Source organism: Bacteroides intestinalis, assembly GCF_003464595.1.
Lineage (GTDB): Bacteria > Bacteroidota > Bacteroidia > Bacteroidales > Bacteroidaceae > Bacteroides > Bacteroides intestinalis_A.
Window position 1 is genome coordinate 218,402 of record NZ_QRZF01000007.1, and the last position, 12,906, is coordinate 231,307.

A 12,906-nucleotide genomic window follows, 5' to 3' on the forward strand; every position below is an offset into this window, starting at 1 on the left:
AAACCGTTCTTCCGGCAGGGCTACACCCTTTCTCCCGGATGGCTACACCCTTTGGAGGTGATGGCTACACCATCCGTAGAAAAGGGTGTAGCCTTGTAAAAGTTGTGCCACAGATATCTCCTGAGCGGGTACAGACCGGTTTTACTATATTCCGTCCTGATATCTTCATGTAACATTTTCATACTTCCGAAAGTTTTTTTAAAGCGCTTCTTTAAATGAATATTAACCGATACGGAGGAACTCTCGCCTAATCCATACATTTTAATTGGTGTTATTTATAACCCCCGTTTCTATAATTATGGAAAGTGGACTCAAGGTATTTTCAACTACAAAGGATATAATTTCTATGTAGATACCATAGAATATGGTATACTCCTCCACAAAACAGGGCGTTCTACTACAATTTCTTGTATTGCTCCTCAAAAGTACCAATTTGAATTTCATCATAGGGGAAATAAAGATTTGTATTGGTGGTATGAATATAGGGATGGACAAATTTTCAATCGAAAATAATATTCACTATATATGTAATTCTAAAAATGATTTACAATTTCTCAACAATTGATTATGAAAAACATATAGCTATTACAATACTATTATTTGTACTACAATCATGTCACAAAAGTCTGACATAGTGCAAGGGTATTCCGGTAGCTGTGTATATAATGACTAGAACGCTTATCTACCTGTTGCGCTAAAAGGTTCACCCCCATTTGTTTTACAATAAAAGCTTCAATACTAATCAAACAACAAACAGAGAAGCATTTGACTTTCCTCTACTCCTTTTGCAACTTTACAGTAAGTCCTATTGAGTGCTAACCTTGGTCAATAGGCTTGTTAACCTCGGTCAACAGGCCGATCAGCCAACGTTGATAAGCCTGTTGACCAAGGTTAACATCCAATTATTCCTAAGAGTGAACGAGATATTTGACTAATGCAAAACAAATTAATGCCTTATGATTAAGGCAAGCAACTATGGCAAACCCACCACTTACATGGGAAAAAAGACTAAAAAACATCAGATTACAGGTTCATTCGACACATGTGCCACATGCAGGATACCACGTTATAACAAAAGAAGTTACGATATAAAAATACAAAAATTGCGCGTGAGAGTAAGCCCCCTACTCTCACGCGCAAACTTTACCCTCACTCACACCTAACACTTTAGCTATCAACGATTTATTTTTAAAGTGAGAGTAGTGATAGTAGATTGAAACTAACTTTAAGTGTAAACTGAACTCAGGCCCTCAATATTATTGGAAAGACACAGACTTGAAAATTCCACTTATCTGATCTGTCCTATTGTTATACCGACAACATTCAGTACATTTGCAGAAATATTATGTAACTGAATATGGCTTTACCAATAAATATAGAAGACTTAATAAAAGGCAACACTGTTGAATGGGAGAGGATCGAGCTTAAATCCGGGTGGAATCCGGAAACCATTATCCACACCATGTGCGCCTTTGCCAATGATCTCCACAATTGGGGAGGCGGTTATATTATTATTGGAATTAATGAAAACGGCGATAAGCCTGAATCATCCCTCATCGGATTAAAAGAAAGTAGTCTGGATAAAATACAAAAAGAGGTTATTAACATAGGATACCAGATACAACCTAACTATTTTCCGATTATGCAACCTTATGTACTACAAGGTAAACACATCATGGTACTCTGGTGTCCTGCAGGAGACAATCGCATGTACTCCGCTCCCATAACACTTGGTACAAAAGCACAACGACAACCCTATATACGTGTTGGCAGTGAGAGCATTGTAGCTAAAGAAGAGAACTTACGCCTATTGATGGAGCTTACTGCCCGTATCCCGTTTGATGACCGAGTAAACAACCAAGCCAAGATTGATGATTTTGATTTAAGCCTTATTCAGTCCCATTTACAGGAAGTTAAAAGCGATCTATATTCCGAAAGTACTAAAATGTCACTGGCAGATTTGACAAAAGCAATGTATATAGCTAAAGGTCCAAATGAAGATTTGCGTCCGGTAAACGTCGGTTTGCTATTCTTCTCCAGAAATCCGGAAAAGTTCTTTCCCCGCTCATGGATCGAAGTTGTATGGCATAAAGATGGTTCGGGACAACAATTTGAGGAATACTATTTCAAAGGATGCCTGCAAAAGCAATTGAGAAATGCTTTGAATTTTATACAAACTAATATCATCACTGAGAAAGTTATCAAACAAAAGGATAAAGCAGAAGCATTAAGGTTCTACAACTTCCCATATGCAGCAATTGAAGAAGCTTTATCAAACGCTGTATATCACAAAAGTTACGAACAACAATCACCTATAGAAGTTCAGATATGGCCAGATAAAATAGAGATATTAAGTCTGCCTGGTCCGGTTCCACCTGTTGATGTTAATGTATTAAAAAGCAAACGCCGCATTGTAGCCCGTGAATATCGAAACAGACGTATCGGTGATTTCCTGAAGGAGTTGCAATTAACAGAAGGGAGAGGCACAGGCTTTCCTGCTATATATGACGCATTGGAGGCAAATGGTTCTCCCAAACCTGTTTTTGAAACAGACGATGATAGTACTTACTTTTTAACAACAATTCCAGCGCATATTTTAGCGGATCAAACATTTATAAAGCCAAACATCAATCTTGATATTAAACTTAGTTTCAATACCATTGATGACCTTATTAATTTCACAAACCAAGTTAGCGACCAAGTTAGCGACCAAGTTAGCGACCAAGTTAGCGACCAAGTTAGCGACCAAGTTAGCGATCTCTTAAATAGGAAAGTACACAATAGAGTGAAAGAAATGCTGATACTTTTGCAAAAGAGAATTCCGCGAACAGAGCTTTTTGAAATGATGGGATTAAAAAATCACTCAGATAACAGACTAAAGTATTTGGATCCACTACTTTCATATGGATGGGTGGAGATGGAGTTTCCTGACAAAAGGACAAGTCCCAAACAAACATACAAAATTTCAAAAACCGGAAGGCAAGTTCTTTTGTTATTAGGTAGAAAATAAAAAGGTTTAATAAACTCATAAAATCCATGGAACATCCTCTTTCCCAATTCAAGTACTGCCCCAAGTGTGGCTCCATACATTTCGAAATCAACAACGAAAAGTCAAAACGCTGTGCCGACTGCGGATTTGTATATTACTTCAACCCCTCCGCCGCCACCGTAGCCTTGATTATGAATGAACAAAATGAGCTATTGGTATGCCGCCGCGCCAAAGATCCTGCTAAAGGCACACTGGATTTGCCGGGCGGCTTTATCGACATGACCGAAACCGGAGAAGAAGGGGTGCGCCGTGAGGTGAAAGAAGAAACAGGCATGGAAGTGAATAAGGCGGAATACCTTTTTTCCTTGCCTAACATATATGTGTATTCCGGTTTTCCTGTCCATACGCTGGATCTGTTTTTCCGTTGCACGGTAGCCGATACGCTGCATTACAAAGCAATGGATGACGCTGCAGACCTGTTCTTCATTCCACTGAAAGATATACGCACAGAAGATTTCGGGCTGGGATCTATCCGGAAAGGATTAGGAATATTCCTGAAAGAAATAGTTCAATAACGATTCACGTTCACAACTCTATATCCTAAAAAAGCCAAACAAGTGTAACAAATTCGACTTAAAACCCGTACTTTTGTAAAAACGCGTTGTATTATGAAGAATAAACTCTCCCGAATACTGTGCACGGTCCTCTGCTGTGCACCCTTGCTCGCTACGGCACAGACCAGCGAGAAAATCACTTCCCCCCAACGACTTTACCAGGAAGGACAATCACTGTTCCAACAAAAAGCTTACGCTGCCGCCATCCCACCACTTCAGGCCTTTGTGCGTCAGGTAGACGCTGAAGGCAAACCGTTGCCTGCCGAAGGCGAACGGATGGAAGCCGAATATATGCTGGTATGCGCCGCTTATGAACTGAAAGATACAAAAAGTATAGATAAATTGCGTGCCTATCTGGATGAGTATCCCGATACTCCATACGCCAATCGCATTTATGCACTCATGGCTTCCGTATACTTCTTCGAAGGAAACTATGATGCGGCTATGGCTATGTTCAATGCTTCCCGCCTCGACCTGCTTGGAAATGAAGAACGGGATGACATGACCTATCGCCTCGCCACCTGCTACCTGAAAACAGGAAATGTGAAAGAAGCTGCCATCTGGTTCGAGATGCTTCGTAACACCAGCAAAAAATATGTTGCGGATTGCACTTATTACCTTTCATACATCCGCTACACCCAGCAGCGCTACGATGACGCCCTGACTGGTTTCCTGTCTTTGCAGGATAATGAAAAGTATAAAGCATTGGCACCTTATTATATAGCAGAAATTTATCTGATAAAGAAGAATTATGATAAGGCGGAAATCGTTGCACAAAATTACCTGTCCGCCTACCCAAACAATGAATATACCGCAGAAATGTATCGTGTTCTGGGCGATGCGGACTACCACTTCGGAAAATACCACGAAGCAATGGGAGCATTTGAAAAGTATCTGGCGAACAACAAAGAGGAAGCTCCCCGCCGGGATGCGCTCTACATGCTGGGACTTTCATATTATCACTCCGGTGTATATACCAAAGCAGCCAACACACTCGGAGAAGTAGCTACAGGAAATGATGCGCTTTCACAGAATGCCTATCTGCACATGGGCTTGGCTTACCTGCAAATGGGAGACAAGAACAAAGCGCGTATGGCATTTGAACAGGCTTCCGCCTCTAATGCAAACATGCAGATCAAGGAGCAGGCCGCATACAACTATGCCCTCTGCATTCACGAAACTTCTTATTCCGCTTTCGGTGAATCTGTCACCGTTTTCGAGAAGTTCCTCAATGAATTCCCCAATTCTCAGTATGTAGATAAAGTCAGCAGCTATCTGGTAGAGGTGTATATGAATACCCGTAGTTATGAAGCTGCCCTGAAATCCATCGAACGTATCACTCATCCGGGTGCTGCCATTCTGGAGGCTAAACAGAAAATTCTGTTCCACCTCGGCACCCAGTCTTTTGCAAATACACAGTTCCAGGAAGCTATCGGTTATTTCAACCAGTCTATTGCCTTGGGGCAATACAATCTGCAAACCAAAGCGGATGCCATCTATTGGAGAGGTGAATCTTATTATCGCCTGAACCGGATGCAGGAAGCCGCCCGTAACTTTAATGAATATCTGAATCTGACTCCGGACAGGAATACGGAGACTTATGCATTGGCATATTATAATCTGGCTTATATTGCTTTCCACGAAAAAGATTATACGCTTGCACAAAACCGCTTCCTGAAGTTTACACAACTGGAAAAAGGAGAAAATGCCACCGCACTTGCCGACGCCTATAACCGTATAGGCGACTGCCACCTGCATGTTCGCCGTTTCGATGAAGCCAAACAATACTATAATAAAGCTGAGAATATGGGAACTCCTGCAGGAGACTACTCATTCTATCAGTTGGCCTTAGTAGCCGGTCTACAAAAGGATTATGACGGCAAAGTGGCATTGCTCAACCGTCTGTCCAGCAAATATCCGAGTTCACCTTACGCCATAAATGCCCTTTATGAAAAAGGACGTTCGTATGTACAGACTAACAACAGCCGCCAGGCCATCGCAGCCTTCAAAGAGTTACTGGATAAATATCCGGAAAGTCCGGTCAGCCGTAAAGCTGCCGCTGAGATTGGCTTGCTGTACTATCAGAACGATGATTATGATCGTGCGATAGAAGCATACAAGCATGTTGTAACACAATATCCGGGTAGCGAGGAAGCACGTCTTGCCATGCGAGACCTGAAATCCATTTATGTGGATGCCAACCGCGTAGATGAATTTGCCGAGTTAGCGGCTAAAGTGCCGGGGGAAATTCGTTTCGACGCCAGCGAGCAAGACTCACTGACTTACATCGCTGCCGAAAAGGTATACATGAAAGGAGAGATTGCACCAGCCAAGTCAAGCTTTACACGCTATCTGCAAAGTTATCCCAACGGTGCATTCAGCCTGAATGCGCACTATTACTTGTGCGTCATCGGCAAAGAACAGAAAGACGAAGAAGCAGTACTGGAACACGCCGGTAAGCTGCTGGAATATCCGGACACTCCTTACTCACAGGAAGCACTTATCGCACGGGCTGAAATACTATTCAACCGTAAACATTTCGACCAGGCACTTACCGACTACAAGCAGTTGAAGGCTAAAGCTACCACCGCCGAACGTCGCCAGCTTGCAGCAACCGGTATGCTACGCAGTGCAGCCATGATGCAGGATGATGTAGAAACAATCGCTGCCGCTACGGACATGCTTGCCGAGGCTAAGCTGACACCGGAATTGCGCAACGAAGCCCTGTATTTCCGTGCTAAAGCATACTTGAACCAACAGGCCGACAAAAAAGCGATGAACGATCTTCAGGCATTGGCTAAGGATACACGTACTCTCTATGGAGCCGAAGCTAAATACTTGGTTGCCCTGCAATTGTATAAAGCCCATGAGTATGCTGCCGCTGAGAAAGAAATACTTAACTTCATCGAACAAAGTACACCACACGCTTACTGGCTGGCACGCAGTTTTATTCTGCTGTCTGATGTATATGTAGCCATGGATAAGAAACTGGATGCACGCCAATATTTATTGAGCCTGCAGCAGAATTACCATGCTGACGATGACATTGAACAGATGATCAATGAGAGACTGGAAAAACTGAAGTAAAGGAATAAGGACACAAGTTGACAAGATACGAGGCCTTGTCAACTTGTCAACTAAAACCTCGTCAACTATAAATATGAAAAAGGTACAATATATATTCGGAGCATTGGCACTAATAGCCTTCCCGAACTGGGCACAGGCCCAAACGCAAGCTAAAGACACTACCCTGAGCCGCACGGTCGTGGTAGAACAAGAATATAATCCGGACATCATGGATGCTTCCAAGGTAAATGTGTTGCCACAAGTAGCACCGCCAACTGTCAGCAAAAAAGTAGTGGAATATGATGCAACGTTGGTACCGGAAGGAAATATCCCCGCAAGTACCATGCAAGCTTATACCGGAGCAGAAAGTCAGGACAAAGCCCAACGCGGATACGCACGCCTGGGATATGGAAATTATGGAAATCTGGACGCATGCGCCAATTACTTATTTATCCTTCCCAATAGCGATAAGTTAAATCTGAACTTCCATATGAACGGCATGGACGGCAAACTAAAAGTACCCGGTTTTGCGGAGAAATGGGATGCACGTTACTACCGTACACACGTTGGCATGGACTATATACATGCTTTCCGGAAAGTGGACTTAAATGTAGCCGGCAACTTCGGTCTGAGCAATTTCAACTTTATACCCTATAGTATAAACAACAAACAGAAATTCCTGTCGGGCGATGTACATTTCGGAGTCAAATCGACAAGCGAAGACTTGCCTTTTCAGTTTCATGCCGAAACGAACCTGATGTTCTATGAACGCCAGTATGACCTCTCTCAGAAAGATGCACAGGAAGCGATGGTACGGACCAAAGCAGGTGCAATGGGTTCTATCTCCGAAGAACAATCTGTAGGAGTAGATCTGGCAATGGACAATGTATTTTATAAGAACAATCTTTTTGATGATTATACATCTGTAGAACTCAATCCTTACTACTTGTATCAGAATGATGACTGGAAAATCCGACTTGGCGCCCATGTGGATTTTGCTTTCGGATTTGGTAAGAAGTTCCGGGTATCACCGGACGTCACTGCCCAATATATCTTCTCTGACAGTTACATTCTTTATGCCCAGGCCACAGGCGGACGCCGAACCAATGACTTCCGCAGACTGGAAACCGTTTCGCCTTACGGACAGAGTGAAATGCAACTGGATGCCACTTACGAGCAACTGAATGCCGCACTCGGATTCAAGACCAGCCCTGTAACAGGTTTATGGTTCAACCTCTATGGTGGATACCAGGATTTAAAGAATAACCTCGCCTCTGTCGGAGTTTCAAGCTATTTCGTAGATACCAACAACCAATCGTATCTCCAACTGTTCCAAAGAAACATGCATAACATCTATGCAGGCGCTGAGGTCAGCTACAGCTATAAAGACATTATCTCTTTTTCCGCCTCAGGTGTCTACCGTGACTGGAAAGTTGCAAAGGTAGAAGAAGATAACGGAGATTGGCTACTTGCCTATATGCCCTCTTTCGAAGCAAACATTCACGCAGATATCCGACCGATCTCCTCAGTCCTGATCAGCTTCGGATACCAGCACATCACTCGTGAAAAAATAGGAAACGAACGAGTTGATCCCGTTGGTAATCTTTACCTTGGTGGCAGCTACGAAGTCTTCAAAGGCATCTCTATTTACGCCCGCGTAAACAATTTATTGAACAAAGACTATCAATATTATTGGGGATATCCTACAGAAGGTATCAATTTCGTAGGTGGTGTGAGTTTCCGTTTTTAACAAACAACGAGGCAAAAAAAGTCATTTTTACTAAAAAAGAATATATTCTCTACATATTATAAGGTGGAAACAATTGTTTTTTTCTACTTTTGCGGGCGAATTCAGTGACAGGAGTCACTATAAAACAGAAATTTATGCCAAAAAACCTTGTCATTGTCGAGTCACCGGCAAAAGCAAAAACAATTGAGAAGTTCCTGGGAAAAGATTATAAGGTTCTTTCCAGCTATGGTCATATACGCGATTTGAAGAAAAAAGAATTCAGTATTGACGTTGAAAAGAACTTTGAACCGGACTATGAAATCCCGGAAGATAAAAAAGCGCTGGTAAAGACACTGAAATCTGAAGCGAAAGAAGCAGATACCGTATGGTTGGCTTCCGATGAGGACCGCGAGGGAGAAGCCATCGCGTGGCACTTGTATGAGGTATTGAAACTCGATCCGGAACATACCAAACGCATCGTATTCCATGAAATTACCAAAACCGCTATATTAAAGGCTATTGAGCAACCTCGAAACATTGACATCAATCTTGTCAATGCACAGCAGGCTCGCCGTATCCTCGACCGTATCGTGGGTTTTGAATTATCGCCCGTACTGTGGAAGAAAGTAAAACCTGCACTTTCTGCCGGACGTGTACAATCAGTAGCCGTACGCCTCATCGTAGAGCGCGAACGTGAAATACATGCTTTCCAAAGTGAAGCATCTTATAAGGTCACTGCTATTTTCCTGGTTCCCGACACTGACGGCAAACTTGTGGAGATGAAAGCAGAACTTGCACGCCGCCTCAAGACTAAAGCAGAAGCTCAGAAACTATTGGAGCATTGCCAGGCAGCAATGTTTACCATTGAAGATATCACGACTCGTCCGGTAAAGAAAAGCCCGGCCGCACCGTTCACCACTTCTACCCTGCAACAGGAAGCTGCACGTAAGCTCGGTTTCACGGTTGCTCAAACCATGATGGTGGCTCAGAGACTGTACGAATCCGGACGTATCACTTATATGCGTACCGACTCGGTAAACTTATCGGAATACGCAATCAACGGCAGTAAAGAAGCCATCGCTAACATGATGGGGGACAAATATGTGCATCCACGTCACTTCAGTACCAAGACCAAAGGGGCACAGGAAGCACACGAAGCTATCCGTCCTACATATATGGAACAGGCGCAAATAGAAGGTAGCGCACAGGAGAAGAAACTGTATGACCTGATCTGGAAACGTACTATAGCTTCCCAGATGGCAGATGCCGAACTGGAGAAGACAACAGCAACCATCAGCATCAGCAATGCATCTGATACATTCAATGCAACCGGAGAAGTAGTAAAATTCGATGGTTTCCTGCGCGTATACAGAGAATCTTATGATGATGATGTGGAGCAGGAAGATGAAAGCCATCTGTTACCTCCTTTGAAGAAGGGACAGAAACTACAGTACCAGAATATAACTGCTACGGAACGTTTCACGCAACATCCACCCCGCTATACTGAAGCAAGCCTGGTACGCAAACTGGAAGAGTTGGGTATCGGCCGTCCTTCAACTTATGCACCTACTATTTCTACTGTACAGCAGCGTGAGTATGTAGAGAAGGGAGACAAGACTGGCGAAGAGCGTTTATACAATGTAATCACTTTGAAGAAAGATAAGATTGCAGATGATACACGCACTGAGATTACCGGGGCTGAGAAAGCCAAACTGTTACCTACAGATACCGGCACAGTTGTAACCGACTTCCTGATGCAATACTTCCCCAGCATCATGGACTACAACTTCACGGCAAGCGTAGAAAAACAATTCGACGAGATAGCAGAAGGTGATACAAAATGGACGACTATCATGAAGACGTTCTATAAAACGTTCCATCCATCTGTAGAAAGTACCCTCGCTGCCAAGAATGCACATAAGACCGGAGAACGCTTATTGGGAGACGATCCCGTCAGTGGCAAACCTGTTTCAGTCAAGATTGGACGTTTCGGTCCGGTAGTACAGATAGGAAGTGCGGAAGACGAAGAGAAACCTCGTTTTTCTCCTCTGAAGAAAGGCATGTCTATCGAGACTATTACCCTGGAAGAGGCTATGGAACTGTTCAAGTTGCCACGTACCCTTGGAGAACATGAAGGTAAAACTGTCAGCGTCAATGCCGGACGTTTCGGTCCGTATATTTATTATAACGGAACCTATACCTCACTTCCCAAAGGAGCAGATCCTATGGAAATAGAATTGGAAGAGGCTCTGGAACTGATCAAGGAAAAAGCGGAAGCGGAAGCCAAGAAGCATCTTAAAAAATTCGAAGAAGAACCGGAATTGGAAATTATGAACGGAAGATATGGCCCTTATATCGCTTATAAAGGCAGCAATTATAAGATTCCAAAAGATATCGTTCCGGAAGATTTAAGTCTGGATGCCTGCTTGGAAATCGTCAAACTGCAAAGTGAAAAAGCTGCATCAGCTCCGGCAAAACCGAAACGTGGAAAATATGCCAAGAAGAAAGCATAAAGCGATTCATCATAAAACAATCAGCCCCGGAATGAAAGAATCATTCCGGGGCTGATGTTTTATAATACTATCTGTAATTACATTCTGTCCGGTACTTCGATACCCAGCAATCCCATGCCGAGACGAACTACTTTAGCCACATTCTCCGACAAAGCAAGGCGGAATACTTTCACGGCTTCATCCTCTTCGCGCAGGATACTGAAATCGTGGTAGAACTGATTATATTCTTTCACCAGGTCATAAGTATAGTTGGCAATAATAGATGGACTGTAGTCTGAGCCTGCCTGCTTCACAACAGCTGCAAAATCAGCCACCATTTGAATAAGTCCTTCCTCTTTCTCACTCAACTCGATACCTACAGGGATTTCAGCCGGAACTGCGATACCGGCTTCAGCCGCCTTACGCAATACAGATTGAATACGCGCATACGTATATTGAATGAACGGTCCTGTATTTCCATTAAAGTCGATTGACTCTTTCGGATTGAACGTCATATTCTTGCGGGCATCCACTTTGAGAATAAAGTATTTCAAAGCACCCAATCCTACAATTCGGGCAATATTATCAGCCTCTTCCTGAGTCAAACCATCCAGTTTTCCCAGTTCATTTGAAGTTTCCTTAGCAGTGTTCACCATTTCCTCAATCAAGTCATCGGCATCTACTACTGTACCTTCACGACTCTTCATCTTACCCTCAGGCAACTCGACCATACCATAAGAGAAATGCACAAGCCCCTTTCCCCATTCGAAACCGAGTTTATCAAGCAAGATAGAAAGCACCTGGAAATGGTAGTTCTGTTCATTACCTACAACATAAATCATTTTGTCAATAGGATAATCTGCAAAACGCAATTTTGCTGTACCGATATCTTGAGTCATATAAACCGAAGTTCCATCGGCACGGAGCAACAATTTGTGATCCAAGCCTTCCGGAGTAAGGTCAGCCCATACAGAGCCATCCTCTTTCTTATAGAAGAAACCTTTTTCAAGACCTTCCATAACTTTCTCTTTACCTTCAAGATAGGTATTTGACTCATAATATATCTTGTCAAACCCCACACCCATCTTACGATAAGTTTCATCAAAACCTTCGTACACCCAATTATTCATTTTTGTCCAGAGTGCACGTACTTCCGGATCACCGGCCTCCCATTTTACCAGCATTTCACGAGCTTCGTTCATCAAAGGAGAGGCAGCTTCTGCTTTCGCTTTAGCTTCTTCTTCCGTCGCACCTTCAGCCTGGAATCTGGCCATCAGCTCTTTCACTTCAGCTTTATAATGTTTATCGAAAGCTACATAATAGTCACCTACCAGATGATCGCCCTTTTTACCGGATGATTCAGGAGTTTCACCATTTCCATATTTGGACCATGCCAACATGGATTTGCAGATATGAATACCGCGGTCGTTCACGATATTCGTCTTTACCACTTTGTTACCGTTCGCCATAACGATGTTGGCCAAGGCATTACCCAAAAGGTTATTGCGCACATGACCTAAGTGAAGTGGTTTGTTGGTATTGGGTGAAGAATATTCTATCATAACCAGCGGAGAATGATCCGTGGCAGTAGTAATACCGTACTGTTTATCGGCATGAATGTTGTTCAGTAACTCAATCCAGGCAGAAGAAGCAATGGTCAGGTTCAGGAAACCTTTGATGACATTGAACGCAGCAACGGAAGGTTCATTAGCTTTCAGGTATTCACCAATCTCTTGTGCTGTCTGCTCCGGTCCCTTCTTTGACATGCGCAGAAAAGGAAAAACGACCAGCGTGAGGTGTCCCTCAAATTCTTTCTTGGTTTTTTGCAGTTGCACCTGTGCGGCAGGCACATCCTGTCCGTACAGTGCTTTCAGTCCATTGATTACGGACGTTACCAGTTTATCTTCTATATTCATGATTTAAAAGTATTTTCCGGGCACAAAGATACTATTTTTGTTGCAACTACTCTCCAAAATTTATATCTTTGTAGGCAAACATCGAATATTGAAGCCAATG

The 12,906-nt window shown here is 43.1% G+C and carries 7 protein-coding genes; 5 read left to right on the forward strand and 2 right to left on the reverse strand.

Features of this window, described 5'->3' with window-relative positions; translation table 11 throughout:
• Positions 1 to 20: 20 nt before the first annotated feature.
• The gene (locus tag DWW10_RS26040; RefSeq protein WP_182021391.1) at positions 21 to 182 is read right to left on the reverse strand and encodes a hypothetical protein; all 162 of its coding nucleotides are present in this window, start codon (positions 180 to 182) and stop codon (positions 21 to 23) included.
• A gap of 1,175 nt (positions 183 to 1,357) precedes the next feature.
• Between DWW10_RS26040 and DWW10_RS12515 the strand changes: the two genes are divergently transcribed.
• From DWW10_RS12515 to topA, 5 genes are all read left to right on the forward strand, one after another.
• On the forward strand, positions 1,358 to 3,010 hold the full coding sequence (locus tag DWW10_RS12515; RefSeq protein WP_118421685.1) for an RNA-binding domain-containing protein: 1,653 nt from the start codon (positions 1,358 to 1,360) through the stop codon (positions 3,008 to 3,010).
• A 26-nt stretch (positions 3,011 to 3,036) separates the two neighbouring features.
• The gene (locus tag DWW10_RS12520; protein WP_022392629.1) at positions 3,037 to 3,564 is read left to right on the forward strand and encodes an NUDIX hydrolase; all 528 of its coding nucleotides are present in this window, start codon (positions 3,037 to 3,039) and stop codon (positions 3,562 to 3,564) included.
• Positions 3,565 to 3,657: 93 nt separating this feature from the next.
• Entirely contained in the window at positions 3,658 to 6,690 is a 3,033-nt protein-coding gene (locus DWW10_RS12525) for a tetratricopeptide repeat protein (protein WP_022392630.1), read from the forward strand.
• Between the two features lie 73 nt (positions 6,691 to 6,763).
• Complete coding sequence (locus DWW10_RS12530) at positions 6,764 to 8,419, forward strand: TonB-dependent receptor (protein ID WP_022392631.1); 1,656 nt, start codon at positions 6,764 to 6,766, stop codon at positions 8,417 to 8,419.
• Between the two features lie 134 nt (positions 8,420 to 8,553).
• Positions 8,554 to 10,911, forward strand: coding sequence for a type I DNA topoisomerase (gene topA / locus DWW10_RS12535; RefSeq protein WP_022392632.1), 2,358 nt, complete (start codon positions 8,554 to 8,556; stop codon positions 10,909 to 10,911).
• Positions 10,912 to 10,988: 77 nt separating this feature from the next.
• On the opposite strand, the gene argS is transcribed toward topA, so the two are convergent.
• On the reverse strand, positions 10,989 to 12,806 hold the full coding sequence (gene argS, locus DWW10_RS12540; RefSeq protein ID WP_022392633.1) for an arginine--tRNA ligase: 1,818 nt from the start codon (positions 12,804 to 12,806) through the stop codon (positions 10,989 to 10,991).
• Positions 12,807 to 12,906 lie beyond the last annotated feature (100 nt).

Excerpts from the sequence above, each read along its gene's own strand:
- DWW10_RS12520 (WP_022392629.1), top strand. The coding sequence starts at position 3,037 with ATGGAACATCCTCTTTCCCAATTCAAGTACTGCCCCAAGTGTGGCTCC.
- DWW10_RS12515 (WP_118421685.1), top strand. The coding sequence starts at position 1,358 with ATGGCTTTACCAATAAATATAGAAGACTTAATAAAAGGCAACACTGTT.
- DWW10_RS26040 (WP_182021391.1), bottom strand. The coding sequence starts at position 182 with ATGAAAATGTTACATGAAGATATCAGGACGGAATATAGTAAAACCGGT.
- argS (WP_022392633.1), bottom strand. The coding sequence starts at position 12,806 with ATGAATATAGAAGATAAACTGGTAACGTCCGTAATCAATGGACTGAAA.
- topA (WP_022392632.1), top strand. The coding sequence starts at position 8,554 with ATGCCAAAAAACCTTGTCATTGTCGAGTCACCGGCAAAAGCAAAAACA.
- DWW10_RS12530 (WP_022392631.1), top strand. The coding sequence starts at position 6,764 with ATGAAAAAGGTACAATATATATTCGGAGCATTGGCACTAATAGCCTTC.
- DWW10_RS12525 (WP_022392630.1), top strand. The coding sequence starts at position 3,658 with ATGAAGAATAAACTCTCCCGAATACTGTGCACGGTCCTCTGCTGTGCA.